Source organism: Massilia sp. LXY-5 (assembly GCF_059801075.1).
In genome coordinates, this window is record NZ_JBNNEH010000005.1 from 590489 (window position 1) to 610524 (window position 20036).

16 protein-coding genes are annotated in these 20036 nt (G+C 68.0%); 13 read left to right on the forward strand and 3 right to left on the reverse strand.

The features are described 5' to 3' along the window. The first annotated feature begins 65 nt into the window (after positions 1-65). On the forward strand, positions 66-1802 hold the full coding sequence (locus tag ACI48I_RS17770) for a putative bifunctional diguanylate cyclase/phosphodiesterase (protein ID WP_193686043.1): 1737 nt from the start codon (positions 66-68) through the stop codon (positions 1800-1802). Then, on the forward strand, positions 1799-3292 hold the full coding sequence (locus ACI48I_RS17775; protein WP_498574952.1) for an HDOD domain-containing protein: 1494 nt from the start codon (positions 1799-1801) through the stop codon (positions 3290-3292). Before ACI48I_RS17770 ends, ACI48I_RS17775 begins: the two co-directional genes overlap by 4 nt. 111 nt (positions 3293-3403) lie before the next feature. Here ACI48I_RS17775 and aroC read toward each other — a convergent pair whose 3' ends face one another. Then, positions 3404-4495, reverse strand: a complete 1092-nt coding sequence (gene aroC / locus ACI48I_RS17780; protein ID WP_193686044.1) for a chorismate synthase — start codon at positions 4493-4495, stop codon at positions 3404-3406. A gap of 212 nt (positions 4496-4707) precedes the next feature. Between aroC and ACI48I_RS17785 the strand changes: the two genes are divergently transcribed. After that, positions 4708-6957 (forward strand): GGDEF/EAL domain-containing response regulator, encoded by a 2250-nt coding sequence (locus ACI48I_RS17785; RefSeq protein WP_498574953.1) that lies wholly within the window; start codon positions 4708-4710, stop codon positions 6955-6957. Between the two features lie 48 nt (positions 6958-7005). Here the strand turns inward: ACI48I_RS17785 and ACI48I_RS17790 are convergent, their stop codons facing one another. Continuing rightward, on the reverse strand, positions 7006-7458 hold the full coding sequence (locus tag ACI48I_RS17790; RefSeq protein ID WP_193686046.1) for a CBS domain-containing protein: 453 nt from the start codon (positions 7456-7458) through the stop codon (positions 7006-7008). A gap of 182 nt (positions 7459-7640) precedes the next feature. Between ACI48I_RS17790 and ACI48I_RS17795 the strand changes: the two genes are divergently transcribed. The 3 genes from ACI48I_RS17795 to ACI48I_RS17805 are packed head-to-tail and all read left to right on the forward strand — an operon-like array spanning position 7641 to position 10061. Beyond that, the gene (locus tag ACI48I_RS17795) at positions 7641-8951 is read left to right on the forward strand and encodes an O-acetylhomoserine aminocarboxypropyltransferase (RefSeq protein WP_193686047.1); all 1311 of its coding nucleotides are present in this window, start codon (positions 7641-7643) and stop codon (positions 8949-8951) included. A gap of 1 nt (position 8952) precedes the next feature. Further along, positions 8953-9774 (forward strand): alpha/beta fold hydrolase, encoded by an 822-nt coding sequence (locus tag ACI48I_RS17800; protein WP_498574954.1) that lies wholly within the window; start codon positions 8953-8955, stop codon positions 9772-9774. Further along, positions 9771-10061: an Mpo1-like protein gene (locus tag ACI48I_RS17805; RefSeq protein WP_193686049.1), complete on the forward strand. Its 291-nt coding sequence runs from the start codon at positions 9771-9773 to the stop codon at positions 10059-10061. Before ACI48I_RS17800 ends, ACI48I_RS17805 begins: the two co-directional genes overlap by 4 nt. A gap of 120 nt (positions 10062-10181) precedes the next feature. On the opposite strand, the gene ACI48I_RS17810 is transcribed toward ACI48I_RS17805, so the two are convergent. After that, the gene (locus tag ACI48I_RS17810; protein WP_498574955.1) at positions 10182-11555 is read right to left on the reverse strand and encodes a YihY family inner membrane protein; all 1374 of its coding nucleotides are present in this window, start codon (positions 11553-11555) and stop codon (positions 10182-10184) included. Positions 11556-11629: 74 nt separating this feature from the next. Here ACI48I_RS17810 and wrbA point away from each other — a divergent pair, with 74 nt between their 5' ends. The 7 genes from wrbA to ACI48I_RS17845 are packed head-to-tail and all read left to right on the forward strand — an operon-like array spanning position 11630 to position 19985. Beyond that, a complete protein-coding gene (gene wrbA / locus ACI48I_RS17815; RefSeq protein WP_193686050.1) occupies positions 11630-12253 on the forward strand; it encodes an NAD(P)H:quinone oxidoreductase in 624 nt (207 codons plus the stop codon). Continuing rightward, entirely contained in the window at positions 12253-12651 is a 399-nt protein-coding gene (locus ACI48I_RS17820; protein WP_193686051.1) for a DUF2069 domain-containing protein, read from the forward strand. The genes wrbA and ACI48I_RS17820 overlap by 1 nt, the downstream gene beginning before the upstream one ends. Next, entirely contained in the window at positions 12644-14053 is a 1410-nt protein-coding gene (locus ACI48I_RS17825) for an FAD-binding oxidoreductase (protein WP_498574956.1), read from the forward strand. Before ACI48I_RS17820 ends, ACI48I_RS17825 begins: the two co-directional genes overlap by 8 nt. Before the next feature lie 11 nt (positions 14054-14064). Then, complete coding sequence (locus tag ACI48I_RS17830; protein ID WP_498574957.1) at positions 14065-14502, forward strand: DUF4124 domain-containing protein; 438 nt, start codon at positions 14065-14067, stop codon at positions 14500-14502. Continuing rightward, positions 14490-17039 (forward strand): FtsX-like permease family protein, encoded by a 2550-nt coding sequence (locus ACI48I_RS17835; RefSeq protein WP_498574958.1) that lies wholly within the window; start codon positions 14490-14492, stop codon positions 17037-17039. Before ACI48I_RS17830 ends, ACI48I_RS17835 begins: the two co-directional genes overlap by 13 nt. Further along, positions 17039-18103, forward strand: coding sequence for a lipocalin-like domain-containing protein (locus tag ACI48I_RS17840; RefSeq protein ID WP_193686055.1), 1065 nt, complete (start codon positions 17039-17041; stop codon positions 18101-18103). The genes ACI48I_RS17835 and ACI48I_RS17840 overlap by 1 nt, the downstream gene beginning before the upstream one ends. Before the next feature lie 43 nt (positions 18104-18146). After that, on the forward strand, positions 18147-19985 hold the full coding sequence (locus ACI48I_RS17845; RefSeq protein ID WP_193686056.1) for an ABC transporter transmembrane domain-containing protein: 1839 nt from the start codon (positions 18147-18149) through the stop codon (positions 19983-19985). The last annotated feature ends 51 nt before the right edge of the window (positions 19986-20036 follow it).

Genomic DNA, 20036 nt, shown 5'->3' on the forward strand with positions numbered 1-20036 from the left:
TGGTTTGTTAAACTCGCACGGTTCCACCTGTTCAGGGTGCCCGCAATAAGGCAGATATTTCAACGATGCGCTCTCCTTCCGCCGCCGTGCCGTTCGACCAGCCGCGCCCGGCGCCGGCGCATGGCGCCGACAGCCTGCTCGAGGCCGCGGGCGATTGCGCGTTCCGGATCGCCCCGAGCGGCGAGATCCGCAGCGCCAGCCGGCGCACGCTGCGCCTGCTGGGCCTCCAGATAGCGGCCGAGGGCATGCCGCTGGCCGGCTTCGTGCTGGAGGGCGACGGCGCCGCCCTGCGCACCGCGATCGCGGAGGCCAACGCGGCGGCAGATCCGGTGCTGGTGCGCGTGCGCCTGCGCTGCGTTGACCAGGACCTACCCTTCGAACTGCGCATCGCCGAGCTCGGCGAGGACGACAGCCTGCTGGTCGTCGGGCGCGACATGAGCGCGCAGCACGCCACCGAGGAACGGCTGCGCCACATGGCGACCCACGACGCGCTGACCGAACTGCCGAACCGCCTGCTGCTGACCGACCGCATCCGCATGGTCGTCGCCAACGCGCGTCGCTCCGGCCAGGGCTTTGCCGTCGCCACGATCGGCCTCGACGGCTTCAAGAAGGTTAACGACGCGCTCGGCCACGCGATCGGCGACGCCGTGCTGCGCCAGGCCGCCGCGCGCCTGCGCCGGGCGATGCGCGACAGCGATACGCTGGCGCGCGTGGGCGGCGACGAATTCGTCGTGATCCTGCCCGGCACCGCCAGCGAGGCGCAAATCAAGCTGGTCACGGGACGCCTGCTGGCGACCCTGCAGTCGCCCTTCGAGCATGAGGGCCACACAATCCACCTCGGCGCCTCGGTCGGCGTCGCGCTCTATCCGCAGCATGCCGAGGACGACCACGGCCTGCTGGCGCTGGCCGACGCCGCCCTGTCGCGCGCCAAGGAAACCGGCAAGGGCCGCGCCGTGGTCTACAGCGCGCGCGAACAGGGTCCGCCGCAGCACGACATCTCGCTCGAGGCGGCCATGTTCTCGGCGGTGCGCGAAGGCGAATTCCTGCTCTACTACCAGCCGATCGTCGACGCCCGCACGCGTTCGATCGAAGGCTTCGAGACGCTGATGCGCTGGAAGCACCCGACGCTGGGCATGGTGCCGCCGGTGCGCTTCATCCCGATCGCCGAGACCAATGGCCTGATCAACCTGCTCGGCGCCTGGGCCCTGAAGTCGGCCTGCGCCCAGATCCTGCAGTTCGAGGAAGCGGCCAAGCGCGAGCTCTACATCTCGGTCAACATCAGCCCGCGCCAGTTCAGGAACGACAAGTTCCTCGGCGTGCTGGACGAGGCACTGGCCCTGTCCGGCATGCCGGGCAAGAAGCTCGTGCTCGAAATCACCGAGGGCACGCTGATGGTCGACCCGCTGCACGCGGAAACCATCCTCACCAAAATGGCCGAGCGCGGCGCGCGCATCGCGATCGACGACTTCGGCACCGGCTACTCTTCCCTGGCCTACCTGAAGCGCTTCCCGATCTCGGTGCTGAAGGTGGACCGCGCCTTCGTGAAGGACCTGCCGGACGCGCAGAAGGAGGCGGCGATCTGCAGCGCCGTGCTCGACATGGCGCGCCACCTCGACCTGTCGGTGGTGGCCGAAGGCGTCGAAACCGAGGAGCAGCTGGGCTGGCTCTCGGCACGCGACTGCCGCTACATCCAGGGTTATCTCACCGGCAAACCGATGCCGGCGCACGTGGCCCTCGCCGCCCTGCAGGACAACCATTACACGGCATTGCTGCCGCCAGATCTCCGGGCCAGTACACCATGACGCCACTTATGAATGAACGCGCGCCAGCAGCCGACGCCACCCTTGCCCTGCTGTGGGAGCGTATCCGCCGCCAGGGCGACATGCCCGGCTTCACGCGCGCCATCAATGCCATCCTGGCGTCGATGCGCGGCGAGGACGAGCGCGAATTCTCGATGACGCAGACCGTGCTGTCGGACCCGGTCCTGACGCAGAAGGTACTCAGGCTCGCCAACAGCGGCATGTACTCGGCCTTCGGCCAGCGCATCAACACGGTCTCGAAGGCGGTGCTGGTGCTCGGCACCGAGGCGATCGGCCATCTGGCGCTTGGTCTGAAGCTGATCGAGGAACTGGCGAAGAGCACGCCCGATTCGGCGCATGCACACGTCGAGATGGAAAAGGCCGTGCTGGCCGGGATGGTGGCCCAGCAGGTGGCCGCCAGCGCCGCCACGCGCGACCCCGAGGAAGCCGTGGTCTGCTCGATCCTGCATTCGCTGGGCCGGATGATGGTGACCTTCTACATGCCGGAGCGCTGGGCGCGCATGCGCGAGATCGCCGGCGCCGGCTGCGAGGACAATGCGGCGCAGGCAGTTCTCGGGCTGCCGCTCGAGGCACTGGGCCGCGCCACCGCCGAACACTGGGGCCTGCCGCGCAACCTGGTGGCGGGCATGCGTACGCTCGAGCCGGGCGAACGCGCCGAAGGCTTCGGCCATGACGACTGGCTCGCTGCCCTCGGCACCATGTCGACGCGCTGCGCAAACTCGCTCTGGAACGACGACGAGGCGGGCGCCACCCAGGTGGCCGAGCTGGCGCAAGCCTTCGCGCCGATGCTGGGCGTGGAGCCGGAACGGATGCTCGTTGCGATCGCCAAGGCGAAGCGCGAAGCGCAGGCCGACCTGACCATTGCGCCGCTCGCCAAGCCCCAGGAAACGCAGGCCCGCGTCGAGCAGGTGGCGCGCAAGCGCGAAGCCGGCAACCGGATCCTGATGAGCGGCGCGGCCGACATGCGCGACGCGGGTGTCGCCGTCAATCCGGGCCAGATGATGTCGATGGCGCTCGAGACCATCTTCCAGGGCCTGTCGTTTACGCGCGCCTTTGCTTTTCTGCGCAACCGGCGCGAGGGAAAATACCTGGCGCGCATGGGCTTCGGCTCGGCTGCCCGTGCCCTGATGCCGAACCTGAGTTTCGACGATGCCTATGGCGCCGACGTGTTCCATGCCGCGCTCACCAGCGACCGCGTGATCTTCATCGAGAATGCGCGCGACGAGAAATTCGCCGCCAAGCTGCCCGGCTGGTGGCGCGGCACCCTGTCCGAAGCGCGCTGCTTCGTCGTGATCCCGCTGTGCCTGAACGGCCAGCCCGTGGGCTTCATCTATGGCGACTGGGACGACACCTTCCCGTCGATCAGCCTGAGCCAGACGGAGTTTTCGCTGCTGAACGACCTGCGCTCGCTGGTCGTGCGCGCGATCGAGCGCCGCACGCAGTCCGAACTGGCGGCGGCCGGCAAGGCGTAGTCGTAGGGTGGGCTCCGCCCACGCGTGAACGTCGCACTGTGTTGGCTTCGCTTGAGGAAAGACTCCGCCAACGCGACGCCGGCGTCACGCGTGGGCATGCCCACCCTACGATCAGATCCGCGGCGTATCGACGTGCACGTCGCCGCACTGCGCACGGTGCATCAGCGCGTGGTCGATCAGCACCAGCGCCAGCATCGCTTCGGCGATCGGCGTCGCGCGGATGCCCACGCAGGGGTCGTGGCGGCCGAAGGTTTCGACCATGGCCGGCGCGCCCGTCTTGTCGATCGAACGGCGCGGCACGCGGATCGAGGAAGTCGGCTTGATCGCCAGCGAGACCGTGATGTCCTGCCCGGTCGAGATCCCGCCCAGCACCCCGCCGGCCTGGTTTCCCACAAAACCCTCGGGCGTGAGTTCGTCGCCGTGCTCGGAACCCTTCTGCACGACCGCATTGAAGCCGGCCCCGATCTCGACGCCCTTGACCGCGTTAATCCCCATCATCGCGTAGGCGATGTCGGCGTCGAGCTTGTCGTAGATCGGCTGGCCGAAGCCGACCGGCACGCCGGTTGCGACGACGTCGATGCGCGCGCCGATCGAGTCGCCGGCACGGCGCAGGTCGTCCATGTAGGCTTCCATCCGCGCCAGCAGCGCGGCATCATCGGTGGCGGCGAAGAAGGGGTTGTTCGGCACATGCTCCCAGCCGCCGAACGGGATCTCGATCTCGCCCAGTTGGCGCATGCAGCCGGCGAATCCGATGCCGTAGCGCTCGCGCAGCCATTTCTTGGCGACGGCGCCGGCGCCGACCACGGGCGCGGTCAGGCGCGCCGACGAACGGCCGCCGCCGCGCGGATCGCGCACGCCGTACTTGTGCCAGTAGGTGTAGTCGGCGTGGCCGGGACGGAAGGTATCCGCGATGTTGCCGTAGTCCTTGCTGCGCTGGTCTTCGTTCTGGATCAGCAGCGCGATCGGGGTGCCGGTGGTGACGCCTTCATACACGCCCGACAGGATCTGCACCCGGTCCGCTTCCTGGCGCTGGGTCACGTGGCGCGAGGTACCGGGCTTGCGGCGGTCGAGATCGGACTGGATGTCCGCTTCGCTGAGAAGCATGCCCGGCGGACAGCCATCGATGACGCAGCCGATCGCGGGACCGTGCGATTCGCCGAAGGTGGTGACTGAGAAGAGCTTGCCGAAGGAATTACCAGACATATGCGTATGCGGAAGGGTGCGAAAAAGACCATTCTACCAGTCCGCGCAACGATCGGCCGACGCCCCGCTTTTTCCTCCGACAATCCGCATTATGTTTCCCCGTAGATATAAATTTTTGCTTCGAGCAACAATATTTGAGCGCCGCGTTCGGTAATGTCCGCTATACTCCGTGGGTATGAACCGCCGAGCCTAATCTTGGAGACGCAACAATAATGCCCGCATCGATGTCGCCCGGGGTCGCGTTCGACGCGCACGACGACCTGATCTTCCTGGATGAGGCGCCGCTTCCGCACCAGCATGCAGGCCGGGCCGGCACGCCCGGCTGGCGCATCCTCGTCGTCGACGACGACGCCGACGTCCACTCGACCACGACCTTCGCGCTGGCCGGCCTGGAAGTGCAGGACCGCCCGCTCGAATTCCTGCACGCCTTCTCGGCGAGCGAGGCGCGCGCCCTGCTGGCGCGCGAACCCGATATCGCCGTGATCCTGCTCGACGTCGTCATGGAGCAACCCGATGCCGGCCTGCACCTGGTACGCCACGTGCGCGAGACGCTCGGCATGCTGGACGTCCGCATCATCCTGCGCACCGGCCAGCCGGGCTACACGCCCGAGATGGAAGCGATCCGCGACCTCGACATCAACGACTACCGCACCAAGTCCGAGCTCACCCGCACCAAGCTGTACACGACCGTGGCCGCCGCCGTGCGCGCCTACCAGCAGCTGCACGCGCTGGGTGTCGGCCGCGTGGGGCTGGAGCGCATCGTCCACGCCGGCACCGAGCTGATGCGCCTGCACGGCGCGCGCGACGTCGCCCGTTCGGTGCTGCAGCAGGCGGCCGCCCTGCTCGGCCAGGAAGCGAACGGCGTGCTGTGCGCGCGCGACGCCAGGGGCTTGCGCGTGCTCGGCGGCGCCGGCAGCGGGCTCGATCTCGAGCAGCGCATCCTCGACGCCCAGCACCATGCTCCCTTCAGCGGCGCCGTCAACCGCGCCCTGGCCGAGCGCCGTCCCGAATTCACGCCCACCTGCCTGGCGCTCTACTTCCCCGGCAAATCCGGGCGCGACTTCGCCGCCGCCATCCCGCTCGCACAACCGGTCAGCGACGGCAACAAGCGCCTGCTGCACGTATTCGCCAGCGTGGTGTCGGTCAGCCTCGACAACCTGGAACTGGTCGGGCGCCTGAACAACGCGGCCTTCTTCGATCCGCTGACCAGCCTGCCGAACCGCACGCAGCTGGTCGAGGACCTCGACGCCGCGGTGGCGAACGAAGGCGGATCCGAGGCCACGCTGACCCTGGTCGACCTCGACCATTTCGCCGAAACCAACGACGCCCTCGGCCACCAGTTCGGCGACCAGCTGCTGGTCACCGTCGCGCAGCGCCTGCAGACGCAGCTCGACCCGCGCCTGAAAGTCGCGCGCATCGGCGGCGACATCTTCGCGGTGCTGGGGATGGGAAGCCTGAACACCCCGGAAGCGATCCACGCCCTGTTCCGCGCGCCCTTCTCGATCGACGGCCAGGACGTGCAGATTTCAAGCACCCTCGGCCTGGTGCGCCTGGAAGAACACGACGGCAGCGGCGCCGACGCCCTGAAGGATGCGGACATCGCCCTGAAGCGCGCAAAGTCGCAGCAGCGCGGCGGCCACTTCTATTTCTCACGCAGCATGGGCGTCGAGATCCGCGAGCGGGTACGCCTGATGCACGCCCTGCGCAGCGGCGTCCAGCGCAAGGAACTCTTCCTCGCCTACCAGCCGCAGGTCGACCTGGGGACCGGGCGCCCCTTCGGCGCCGAAGCGCTGCTGCGCTGGCGGCTGGAGGACGGCACGATGATCCCGCCGGACCGCTTCATCCCGATCGCCGAATACTCGGGCCTCATCGTCGAGATCGGCGCCTGGGTGCTGCGCGAAGCCTGCGCCGAACTGATGCGCCTGCGCGCCGCCGGCTACCTCGATTTCACGATGTCGGTGAACGTGTCGCAGGCCCAGTTCCGCCATCCGCAATTCGTCGAGGTGCTGCGCCGCGCGCTGGAAGGCAGCGGCGCCCCGCCCGAATTCATCGAACTCGAAATCACCGAATCGATGGCGATGGAAGAACCGCAGTTGCTGGCCGAGATGCTGGCCCAGGTCAAGCGCACCGGGGTGTCGATCGCGATCGACGATTTCGGCACCGGTTTCTCGTCGCTGTCGCACCTGCAGCGCCTGAAAGTCGACCGCCTCAAAATCGACCGCGCCTTCGTCACCGAGATCACGGGTTCCGCACGCGGCAGCAGCATCGCCGCGATGATCATCCAGCTCGGGCGCAACCTGGGCTTGTCGGTGATCGCGGAAGGGGTCGAGGACGAGCGCCAGGCGCAGATCCTGCACGCGCTGGGCTGCCCGCTGGCGCAGGGCTACCTGTTCTCGCGGCCCTTGTCGCCGCAGGGATTACTCGAGTGGCTGGGCGCGCAGGGCGTCGGCGACGCCGCGTGACCTCATGCGCATGGTGGGCTCAGGGCGCCCACCATGCAAATGCGCGGCTTAATCCTCGGCCGCCTGCTCCGCCGGCCAATCGCGGATATACGCCTTCAGCATCCGGTTCTCGAAACTCTGCGCCTCCAGCACCGCGCGCGCGACGTCGTAGAACGAGATCACGCCCAGCAGCGTCTTGGCGTCCATCACCGGCAGGTAGCGCGCATGCTTCTCCAGCATCATGCGCCGCACTTCGTTCACCTCGGTTTCAGGGGTGACCGTGATCGGCGCCTCGTCCATGTGCTTGCGCACGGTGCCGGCGCCGAGTGCGCCGCCGTTGGCGTGCAGTACCTTGATCACTTCGCGGAAAGTCAGCATGCCGACGAGGTCGCCATACTCCATGACCACCAGGGAACCAATGTCCTTTTCCGACATCGTATTGACGGCGTCGGCGAGCAGGGTTTCGGGAGTCACCGTATAAAGGATGTTGCCCTTCACCTGCAGGATTTCTGAGACTTTCATATTAGCCACCCCGGCTTCTGTTGGAATATTCACTAGTCGATTTCTTTGTCTAAGGCATAACACGAATGTAGCCTAAGCCTAGCAGAAAATCCAGTTACGCGAGGGAGAAGCCGCGCTCAGCCTTGCGGCGCCCGTAAAGAATGTTACGATTCCGCCCATAATTATTTCTAAACGAGACGATCATGAGCGGTCCACACTACCCGGGCTTCGATACCCTGTCGCTGCACGCGGGCGCGGCAATCGACCCGGCGACCGGCGCGCGCGCCACGCCGATCCACTTCACTTCCTCCTTCGCCTTCCGCGATTCCGACCACGCGGCGTCCCTGTTCAACATGGAACGCAGCGGCCACGTCTATTCGCGCATCTCGAACCCGACCAATGCGGTGCTGGAAGAGCGCATCGCGGCCCTGGAGGGCGGCGTGGCCGGCATCGCCACCGCCAGCGGCCAGGCCGCGATGTTCCTCGGCCTCTCCACCATCGCCGGCGCCGGCTCGCATATCGTGGCCTCGCGCGCCCTCTACGGCGGTTCGCACAACCTGCTGGCCTATACCCTGAAGCGCTTCGGCATCGAGACGAGCTTCGTCGACCCGCGCGACCTCGACGCCTGGCGCGCCGCGATCCGCCCGGAGACGAAGGTCCTGTTCGGCGAAACCCTGGGCAACCCGGGCCTGGACGTGCTCGACATCCCGCGCATCGCCGCGCTGGCCCACGAGCACGACCTGCCGCTGATGGTCGACTCGACGTTTACGACGCCGTATCTGCTGCGCCCCTTCGACCTGGGCGCGGACCTCGTCTTCCACTCGGCGACGAAATTCCTGTGCGGCCACGGCACCGCGATCGGCGGCCTGCTGGTCGACGGCGGCACCTTCGACTGGCAGGCTGCGCACGACCGGAGCGGCCGCTTCGCCGAGCTGTGCACCCCCTACGAGGGCTTCCACGGCATGGTGTTCGCCGAAGAGTCGACCGTCGGCGCCTTTGCCCTGCGCGCGCGGCGCGAAGGCCTGCGCGACTTCGGCGCGGCCATGAGCCCGCACAACGCCTTCGCCATCCTGCAGGGGATCGAGACGCTCGGCCTGCGCATGGACCGCCACGTGGCGAACACGCGGCGCGTGATCGAATTCCTGTTGTCCAATTCGGCGGTCGAATCGGTGTCTTATCCTGAACTCGACAGCCACCCGGACCACCAGCTGGCGCGCACCCTGCTGCCGAAAGGCTGCGGCGCCGTCTTCACCTTCAACCTGAAAGGCGACCGGGCCGCCGGCCGCCGTTTCGTCGACAGCCTGAAGGTCTTCTCGCACCTGGCCAATGTCGGCGACGCCAAGTCCCTCGTCATCCATCCCGCCTCGACCACCCACTTCCGCGTACCGGTCGACCAGCTGGCGGCGTCGGGCATCACCGAGGGCACGATGCGCCTGTCGGTCGGCCTCGAAGATGCGGACGACCTGATCGAAGACCTGGCACGCGCCCTCAAGGCCGCGCAGAAAGGAGCCTGAGATGAAGCTCGATATCAAGGGCAAGCCAGCCTACGCCTACACCGGCGGCAAGGCTTTCGATGCGATGCTGCCGACCGTCGTCTTCATCCACGGCGCCCAGAACGACCATTCGGTCTGGGGCCTGCAGTCGCGCTGGTTCGCGCATCACGGCTATGGCGTATTGGCGGTCGACCTGCCGGGCCATGGCCGCAGCAGCGGTCCGGCACTGGCCAGCGTCGAGGAGATGGCCGACTGGCTGCTGGCGCTGCTCGATGCGCTGGGGGTGCGCAAGCCGCTGCTGGTCGGCCACAGCATGGGTTCGCTCATCGCGCTGGAAGCCGCGCACCGCGCACCCGGCAAGGTGCGCGCACTGGCCATGCTCGGCACGACTTACCCGATGAAGGTATCGGACGCCCTGCTGGCAACGGCGCGCGACGACGAGGACACGGCGATCGACATGGTCAACATCTGGTCGCACTCGAGCATCGCGCACAAGCCCTCGAGCCCGGCGCCGGGCTTTTCCGTGATGGGCGGTGCGCGCCGGCTGATGCAGCGCATGTCGGCCCTGAATCCGGCCCGGCTTTTCTACACCGATTTCTCCGCTTGTAACGCCTACGCCAACGGCGAGGCGGCGGCTGCCGCGGTACGCTGCCCGACGCTCTTCATTTTCGGGAAAAAAGACATGATGACGCCGGCGCGCTCGACCAGGCTGCTGACGGGCGCGATCGCGCACGGCAAGGTGGTACAGGTCGACGCCGGCCATTCGCTCATGAGCGAACAGCCCGATGCCGTGCTCGACGCGCTCGACGCGTTCGCGCTGTCGCTCGAGGAGCAGAGGACATGAGCTTTGCCGAGTTCTATCCGTTTTACCTGACCCAGCACGCGGACCGCCGCTGCCGGCGCACGCATTTCATCGGCAGCACGGGGGCCTTGCTGGCCATCGCGGCGGCGCTCGTGACCGGCAATGCGTGGTGGGTGCTGGCGGCCCTCGTGTTCGGCTATGGCGGGGCCTGGATCGGGCATTTCTTCTATGAGCACAACCGGCCGGCGACGTTTGCACAGCCGTGGCTGTCGTTCAGGGCGGATTGGGTGATGTACTGGCAGATGCTGACGGGGAAGCTCAGTTTCTAGCCGGGACAGTCGCGTAACGTAGGGTGGGCACTTGTGCCCACGCGGATCGCAGGTTCGAGCGGTCGAAAACGAGCCTCAGGTGCGCGACGGGCGCATTCCGCGTGGGCTCGAGAGCCCACCCTACGGTGCGCGGCCGTTATCGGCGAAATAGGAACTGATCGGCTGCTCCAGCCCCTGCCCCACCGCCGCCTCCACCTGCCGCGCCAGCGCCCCGGCATCGAGCGACAAATTCGACCCTTCCACCTGCTGCGCATTCGGCGCCAGCGCGGCTTTGGCGCCGCCGAACACGAACAGGCGGTAGACGTCGGCCACGCGCAGCTTGTCCGGGTCGGCCAGCAGTACCCAGTCGTCGGCCCCGGCGCGGTCGACGCCGCGCCAGCGGGGCTGGGCCGGCGCCTCGGGCTGCACCCGCCCGACCCAGCCGGCGGCCACCATCTGCTCGAGCAGCAGGCTCAATTCGTCATAGCCGATCCGGGTGTGCAGCCGGATCGCGCTCGACGACACCAGCGCCGACCCGGTCGCGTGGGCGCCGCCGTGCAGCACCTTCAGCACGGCCATCGCATCGACAAAGGCGCCGCCCGGCGCCGGCACATGCCACCAGCGCTCGTATTTCACGACCGGCAAGGCGGCGGCCACCACCGCGCCCAGCAGCGTGATCAGCCAGGACAGGTACATCCACACCAGGAACAGCGGCAGCGCGGCCAGGGCGCCGTAGATGATGGCGTAGGTCGGGAACTGGCGGATGAATAAAGCAAACAGGCGCTTCGCCAGTTCGAAGGCGATCGCCGCGCCGAGCGCGCCCCAGAGCGCGTCGCGCCAGTTGACGTAGCGGTTCGGCACCGTGACGTACAGCAGGGTATACGCGCCGGTGGTGAGCGCGATCGAGGCCAGCGTCGACAGCACGCTGCCGAGCATCGGCACGGCCCTGGTCACGCCGCCGGTGACCATGAACAGCTGGGCCGTGAGCGAGATCGAGAGGCCGAACAGCAAGGGGCCGAGGGTGATCAGGGCCCAGTAGGTCAGCATGCGCTGCATCAGCGGCCGCGGGCGGCGCACGCGCCAGATCTGGTTGAAGACGCGCTCGATCATGCCCATCATCGCCGTCGTCGTGAACAGCAGCACGACCGCGCCCAGCGCCGAGAGGCCCTTGGCCTTGTCGGCAAACTGGGTCAGGTTGGCGATGATCGTGTTCGAAATCGCCTTCGGCATCAGGGCCTGGGCGAAGTAGGTTTCCAATGCCGTGCGGAGCTGACCGAAGATCGGAAACGTGGTAAAAATGGCCAGTACGATCGTCAGCAGCGGGACCAGGGCCAGCGTCGTGGTAAAGGTGAGACTGCCCGCCACCTGGGGCAGCATCTCCTCGCGCAGGCGGCGCCGCGCGAAGCGCACCAGGTCCAGCACTTCGGCCAGCGTCAGCCCGCGGACGCGCTCGAAGCCGTCGCTGAACATCTCGTTCGTCGAGCGCGAAATTGCATGAACCGTCTTGGATAGCATGTTGTCGTTTTAGATTCGTCCTGAGCGCATTGTCGTGGCCAATGCGTAGAGCAAAGCATTCTATAATACCAACGATGAACCCGACCTCCCTGACTATTCTCGTTTTGTACTACTCGCGCCATGGCGCCACCCGCAAGCTGGCCGAGCTGATCGCCCAGGGCGTCGAAAGCGTCCCGGGTGTGGAGGCCCGCCTGCGCACCGTGCCGGCCATCTCGACGGTGGCCGAGGCGACCGCGCCCAGCATCCCGCTGGATGGGGCGCCGTATGTCGAATTATCCGACCTGGCCGAGTGCGCGGGACTGGCCCTGGGTTCGCCCACGCGCTTCGGCAACATGGCTTCGGCGATGAAATACTTCCTCGACGGTACGGCCGCCGAATGGCTGGCCGGCACCCTGTCCGGCAAGCCGGCGGTCGTGTTCGCGTCCACCGGCAGCCTGCACGGCGGCCAGGAGGCGACCCTGCTGTCGATGATGATTCCGCTGCTGCACCACGGCATGCTCGTCATGGGCCTGCCCTACACCCATCCCGAACTGATGACCACGTCCAGCGGCGGCAGCCCCTACGGCGCCACCCACTGGGCCGGCATCGACGGCGACAAGCAGGTCACGGAAGACGAAAAACGCCTGGCCGTCGCGCTCGGGCGCCGCCTGGCCGAAGCAGCCGCCAAATTGCACACACCACCCCACGGACCACGCTGATGCAAACCCAAAAGCTCTTTCATGGCGGTGCCATCGCCAGCCTGATCTGGCTGATCTGCTGGCTGGTGGCCTGGGAAATCTGGGTCGCCCCGCTGCACCCCGGCGGCTCGCTGCTGGCCTTGAAGGCCTTGCCGCTGCTGGTGCCGCTGCGCGGCGTCATCAAGCGCGACCTGTACACGCTGCAGTGGTCGTCGATGGTGATCCTGATTTATTTTGCCGAAGGCGCGGTGCGGGCCTGGAGCGATGCAAGCGAACTCTCGCGCATGATGGCCCTGGGCGAGGTGGCGCTGGTCTGCGTCTTTTTTGCCTGCGCCCTGCTCTACCTGCGTCCGTATAAAAAGGCGGCGCAGCGCATGGCCAAGGAATTGCTGGACAAGGTAAAAGTACCGCATGACTGAGGATTTCCTCGGACGCTGCCGCGCAATCGTCGGCGCGTCCCGGGTGCTGTCGGAACAGATCGACATGGCGCCCTACCTCACCGACTGGCGCGGCCGCTTCACCGGCCGTGCACGGGCCGTGCTGCTGCCCGCAAGCGTCGACGAGGTAGCGCAACTGGTGGCCGCCTGCGCGCACGCACGCGTGCCCATCGTGCCGCAGGGCGGGCGCACCGGCCTGGTGCTGGGCAGCGTGCCCGACGCCAGCGGCACGGCCGTCGTGCTCTCGCTGCGGCGCATGAGCCGCATCCTCGAACTCGACACCACCAACCGCACCATCACCGTCGAGGCGGGCGCGATCCTGCAGCAGATCCAGGAAGCGGCCGGCCGCGCCGGCTTATTGTTCCCGCTTTCGCTGGCGGCCGAAGGCAGCTGCACGATCGGCGGCAACCTGTCGACGAATGCCGGCGGCACCGCCGTCCTGCGCTATGGGAACACGCGCGACCTGTGCCTGGGCCTGCAGGTGGTCACCCCGAGCGGCGAGATCTGGGACGGCCTGCGCGGGCTGAGGAAGGACAATACCGGCTACGCGCTGCGCGAACTCTTCATCGGCGCCGAAGGCACGCTCGGCGTCATCACGGCGGCTGTCCTGAAACTCTATCCGCAGCCGAAGGCGTCCACCACGGCCCTGGTGGCGATGGATTCGCCGGAACGCGCGTTGTCGCTGCTGTCGCTGATGCAGGACCAGTGCGGCTCGAACCTCACCGCCTACGAGCTGATGTCGGATTTCTGCCTGCAACTCGTTTCCGAACACTTCCCGCACCTGCCGCGCCCCTTCGTCCGCAGCCATGCTCAATACGCGCTGCTGGAAGTGTCGAGCAGCGAGTCGGAAGAACACGCGGTCGCCCTGCTGGAAGGCGCGATCGAAGCTGCGCTCGAAGGGGGCTTGGCCGACGATGCCGTCGTCGCCACCTCGCTCGCCCAGTCGAGCGGCCTGTGGCAGCTGCGCGAACACATCCCCCTGGCCCAGGCCAGCGCCGGCAAGAACATCAAGCACGACGTCTCGCTGCCGATCTCGCAGATCGCCGCTTTCATTGCCGCGACCGATGCCCAGCTGGCGCACGCCTTCCCCGGCTGCCAGGTGGTCTGCTTCGGCCACCTGGGCGACGGCAACCTGCACTACAACGTCGCACCATCGAACGGGGTCTCGCACGAGGCCTTCCTCGGCAACCAGGACGCCATCAACCGTATCGTGCACGACAGCGTGGCCCGCCACGATGGCTCGATCTCGGCCGAACACGGGATCGGCGCCCTCAAGCGCGACGAGCTGCAACGCTACAAAGACCCCGTCGAACTGAACATGATGCGTGCCATCAAAGGCGCGCTCGACCCGCTCGGCATCATGAACCCTGGCAAAATTTTGTGAGGGAGAAAGCGATGCGAAGGGTGTGGGCGGTGTTCGGTTGGTTCATGCTGGCGCAGGCAGCGGCGGCGCAACCGGTCTATAAATGCACGCTGGACGGCAAGGTGAGCTATGCCGAGCATCCCTGCGCGATTGGCCGGACGACCGAGCTGGCTGTGCCGCCCGCCCCCTCGGGCGCCGAGGCTGCGGCCGCCCTGGAGCGCGACAAGGCGCGCCTGGCCGCGCTGCAGAAGGAGCGCTCGACGCTGGAAGCGCGCGCGGAACGCGAGGAGCGCGGACAGCAAGGCGCCGCGCGCGCAGCGGCGGCCACGCGCCAGAAATGCGAACGCCTGCGCCTGCAGGCCAGGTGGGCCGAGGAAGATGCCGCCCGCGCAGGCAAGGCGACATCGGCCGCGGCGCGCCTGAAGGCACGGCGGCAAGCGGAGGCGCTGGCGGTTCAATGTCCGGCCTGAACGTCCTGTCCCGCTGGCTGCTGGTCGGCGAATGGCGCGCCCACCCGCTGCGCGCCGTGCTGGCCGTGGCCGCGATCGCGGTCGGGGTGGCGATGGGTTTTGCGATCCACCTGATCAACGCCGCCGCCTTCAATGAATTTTCAAGCGCGATCAAGAGCCTGTCCGGCCAGGCGGACGTCCAGGTCGCCGGGCGCGAGGCCCTGTTCGACGAAGCCATCTATCCCCTGCTCGCGCAATATGAGGGCGTCGCCCTCGCCTCCCCGGTGCTCGAACTCCAGGCCGCGATCCCGAACGTCAAGGGCTCGCTGCGCATCGTCGGCATCGACCCGCTGCGCGCCGGCTATATCGCGCCCGACCTGCTGGGCGTGCCGGCCGAGGGACGCGGCAGCGACCTGCTGGCCGACGACGCGGTCTTCCTGTCGCCTGCCGCGCAGGGCTGGCTGAACCTGCGTGCCGGCGCGGCGCTGACCGTACGCGCCGGCACCGCGGACCTCCACCTGCGCGTGGCCGGCCCCGTGCAGCGTGCCCGGCCCGGCCAGCGCTTCGGCGTGATGGACATCGGCGCCCTGCAGTGGCGCTTTGGCCAGCTCGGCAAACTCTCGCGCGTGGATCTGAAACTGCGCGCCGGCGTCAACCGCGCGCAATTCGAGGCGGGCCTGAAGAGCGACCTGGAACGGCGCTTCCCGGGGCGCTTTCGCGTCCAGCAGCCGAACGACAGCGATCAGGAAAGCCGCAACAATAACCTCAGCCGCGCCTACCGCGTGAACCTCACCGTGCTGGCCCTGGTGGCGCTGTTCACCGGCGCCTTCCTCGTGTTCTCGACCCAGGCTTTATCGGTGATGCGCCGGCGCAGCCAGTTCGCGCTGCTGCGCGTGCTCGGCGTGGAGCGCGGCCAGCTGCTGCGGCAGGTGCTGGTCGAGGGCGCCAGTCTGGGCGTGATCGGCGCGCTGCTCGGGGTTGCCGCCGGCTATGCGCTGGCGGCGCTGGCCCTGCGCTTCTTCGGCGGCGACCTCGGCGCCGGCTACTTCCCAGGGGTCAAGCCGCAAGTCGTCTTCACGCCGGTCGCCGCCTGCGTCTTCTTCGCGCTGGGCCTGGGCGTGGCCCTGCTGGGCTGCCTGGCGCCGGCCCTGGAGGCGGCGCGCGCCAGGCCGGCCGTGGCCCTGAAAGCGGGCAACGAGGAGGCGGCCCTGTCGCACCTGGCGCGCGTCTGGCCATCCATGATCTGCCTGGCGCTGGCGGGCCTGTTCGCCTTCGCGCCGCCCGTGTTCGAGCTGCCCCTGTTCGGCTATTTCGCGATTGCCCTGCTGCTGATCGGCGGCATCGGACTGATGCCGCGCCTGGCCTCGGCGAGCTTCCGCCTGCTCGCGCGTCCGCTGCTGCGCATGCCGAACCCGCCGCCGGTGCTGGCGCTGACGCTGGCGCGCCTGGCGAACGCGCCCGGCCAGGCCTCGATCGCCCTGGGCGGCATCCTGGCCAGCTTCAGCCTGATGGTGGCGATGGGGATCATGGTCGCCAGTTTCCGGATCTCGGTCGACGACTGGATGCGCCACATCCTGCCGGCCGACCTGTATGTGCGCAGCAGCGCCGGCGGCAGCTCGGGCTTCTTCGGCAAGCCGGAGCAGGATGCGATCACGCGCGCCGCCGGCGGCAATCAGGTGCAGTTCCTGCGTACGCGCCCGATCTCGCTGGCGGCCGACCGTCCGGACGTGATCCTGATCGCGCGCGACATCGATGCGCTCGATCCGGGCCGTTTGCTGTTCCTGGTCGGTTCCTCGCTCCCGGTGCCGGCAGGTGCGCGGCCGGCCTGGGTCTCGGAAGCGATGCTCGACCTGTACGGCGTGCAGGTCGGCCAGACCCTGGCGCTGCCGCTGGGCGGGCGTCCTTCGCCCTTCTTCGTTGCCGGCGTCTGGCGCGACTATGCCAACCAGTCCGGCTCGATCGTCGTGCGCCTGGCCGACTACCGCGCACTGACCGGTGCGCTGGAAGTGACCGACGCCGCCATCTACGCCGGCAGCGCAGCGAACACGAACCGGATCGAAGGCGCGCTGCGCCGGCTGCCTTTCGGCCCGGCCCTGCAGCTGGCCCGCCCTGGCGAAATCCGCGCCGCCAGCCTGCAGATCTTCGACCGCAGCTTCGCCGTGACCTACCTGCTGGAAGCGATCGCCATCGTCATCGGCCTGTCGGGCGTGGCCGCGACCTTCTCGGCGCAGACGCTGGCGCGGGCGCGCGAATTCGGCATGCTGCGCCACGTCGGCGTGACGCGCGGCCAGGTGCTCGGCATCCTGGCCTGCGAAGGGGGACTGCTGACGACACTCGGCGTGGCCTGCGGTTTCGCGCTGGGCCTCGTGATCAGCCTGATCCTCGTATTCGTCGTCAACCCGCAGTCCTTCCACTGGACCATGGGCCTGCACCTGCCCTGGGGTTTATTGGGAATCGTCGCCGCCGTGCTGGTCGCGGCCTCGGTCGGCACCGCGCTGGTGTCGGGACGCTATGCATTGTCGGGCGGCCCGGTGCGCGCCGTGAGGGAGGATTGGTGATGCGCCTGCTGTTCGCTTTGCTGTTGTTCTGCGCCGGCCTGGCCGGGGCTGCCCCGCCTTCGTTCGCGCCCGTCAAACCGGGCATGGCGCTGGCTTTTCCGCGCGACTTCGGCGCCCATCCGGATTTTCGCACCGAGTGGTGGTATGTGACGGGATGGCTGACCACGGCCGCCGGCAAGCCGCTCGGCTTCCAGGTCACCTTCTTCCGCAGCCGCACCGAACACGATCCGGCCAATCCGAGCGCCTTCGCGCCGCACCAGCTGGTGATTGGCCATGCGGCGCTGTCGGATCCGGCGCTCGGCCATCTCGTGCACGACCAGCGCAGCGCGCGCGAGGGGTTCGGCCTGGCCTGGGCCAAACCGGGAGATCTCGACCTCAAACTCGACGACTGGCGCATGACGCGCGGGCCCGACGGCAACTACCGCGTCACCCTGAAATCGTCGGAACTGAGCCTCGAGCTGACGCTGGCGCCGGCCCAGCCGCCGCTGCTGCAGGGCGACGCCGGCTATTCGCGCAAGGGCCCGGCGGCTAAGCATGCGAGCTATTACTACAGCCTGCCGCAGCTGAAGGTGACCGGCATCGCGGGACGCGCCGGGGCCGCCGGACCGGTGACGGGCAGCGCCTGGTTCGACCACGAATGGTCGAGCGAAGCGCTGCAGCCCGAGGCGCAGGGCTGGGACTGGATCGGCGCCAACCTCGACGACGGCTCGGCGCTGATGGCTTTCCAGATACGGTCGAAGGACGGTGGTAAACTATGGGCGCACGCGGCGCTGCGCGGCCCCGACGGAAAAGTCGTCCGCTACACGCCCGACCAGGTGGCGTTCGCGCCGCAGACGCGCTGGAAGTCGCCGCGCACGAATGCCGAATATCCGGTCGCAACCACGATCACGACCGGCGCCACGCGCTGGCGCATCCTGCCCCTGCAGCCGGACCAGGAGCTCGATTCGCGCCGCTCGACGGGCGCCGTCTACTGGGAGGGAGCGGTCACGCTCGAACGGGACGGCGTGCCGGCCGGACGCGGCTACCTCGAAATGACGGGCTATGCGCGGCAGATGAAACTTTGAGCCACACGACAAAATCACAAGCAGAACAACAACAAGCGACACGATGACCCAGCGTTCACCCAGTTCCAGCACAAACACCAGCGCCAGCGCCGACACCGCCACGCCACGCAAGGGCAGCCTCGCCGCGCTCAAGGGTTTGCTTCCGTTCCTGCTCCCGTATCGCCGCCAGTTCGTCCTGGCCGGCATCGCCCTGCTGTTCGCGGCCGGCGCCACGCTGGCCATTCCCGCCGCGTTCAAGCAGATGATCGACCTCGGCTTCGGCGCCCAGGCCGGCGCCCACAGCATCAAGCACGTCGACGCCACCTTCCTCGCCCTGTTCGGCGTGGCCGCGGTGCTGGGCGTGGCGACCGCGGCGCGCTTCTACATGGTGTCCTGGCTCGGCGAACGGGTCACGGCCGACATCCGCAGCGCCGTCTACCGCCACGTGGTGCACCAGAGCCCGGAATTTTTCGAGACCACGCAGACCGGCGAAGTGTTGTCGCGCCTGACCACCGACACCACGCTGATCCAGGCCGTGGTCGGCACCAGCATCTCGCTCGCCCTTCGGAACACCCTGCTCTTCGTCGGCGGCCTGGTGATGCTGTTCGTGACCAGCGCCAAGCTGACTGCCATCATCCTGGCCCTGCTGGTGCTTGTCATCGTGCCGATCGTGCTGTTCGGGCGGCGCGTGCGCAAGCTCTCGCGCGATTCGCAGGACCGCATCGCCGACGCCTCGGCGCTGGCCGGCGAGATCCTGAACGCGATGCCGACGGTGCAGGCGTTCACCCACGAGAAGATCGAGGCCGAGCGCTTCGGCAGCTCGGTGGAAGGCGCGTTCGCAGCCGCCATGCAGCGCATCCGCGCGCGCTCCCTGCTCACCATGCTGGCCATCGTGCTGGTATTCGGCACCATCGTCTTCGTGCTGTGGCTGGGCGCGCACGCGGTGCTGGAAGGGACCATGACCGGCGGCGACCTCGGCCAGTTCATCCTGTACGCCTCGATCGTGGCCGGTTCGATCGGCGCGCTGGCCGAAGTGATGGGCGAAGCGCAGCGCGCCGCCGGCGCCACCGAACGCCTGCTGGAACTGCTGGCCGCGCGTTCCGACATCCGCAACCCGGCGCATCCGCGCGCCCTGCCTGCACGCTCCTCGAATGGCGCGGCCCTCGCGCTGCACGACCTCACCTTCGCTTATCCCTCGCGCCAGGACACGGCGGCGCTGTCGCACGTGTCGCTGGCGATCCGCCCAGGCGAAACGGTCGCCGTGGTCGGCCCGTCCGGGGCCGGCAAGACGACCCTGTTCCAGCTGCTGCTGCGCTACTACGATCCGCAGTCGGGCGCCATCACCCTCGACGGCGTCGACATCCGCGACCTCGACCTGCACACCCTGCGCGGCGCGATCGGCATCGTGCCCCAGGACACGGTGATCTTCTCCGCGGATGCGATGGAAAACATCCGCTACGGCCGGCCCGAGGCAACGGACGAGGAAGTCATCGCGGCGGCGAAGCTGGCCGCGGCCCACGAATTCATCGAGCGCCTGCCGCAGGGCTACTGGTCCTTCCTCGGCGAGCGCGGCGTGCGCCTGTCGGGCGGCCAGCGCCAGCGCATCGCGATCGCGCGCGCCCTGCTGAAAAATCCCCCGCTGCTGCTGCTCGACGAAGCGACCAGCGCGCTCGACGCCGAATCGGAACGCCTGGTGCAGGGCGCGCTGGAAGCGGCCATGGTCGGCCGCACCACGGTAATCATTGCGCACCGCCTGGCGACCGTGCAGCGCGCCGACCGCATCGTCGTAATGGAAGACGGCCGCGTGGTCGAAACCGGCACCCACGCCTCGCTGGTGGCGATGAAAGGGATCTATGCCAACCTGGCGGCGCTGCAGTTCCACAACGTGCATGTAGAACACTGATTTTGAACGGCTCTGTTGCGTAACGACAGCAAAGGAAGGGTTTTTTTCGTC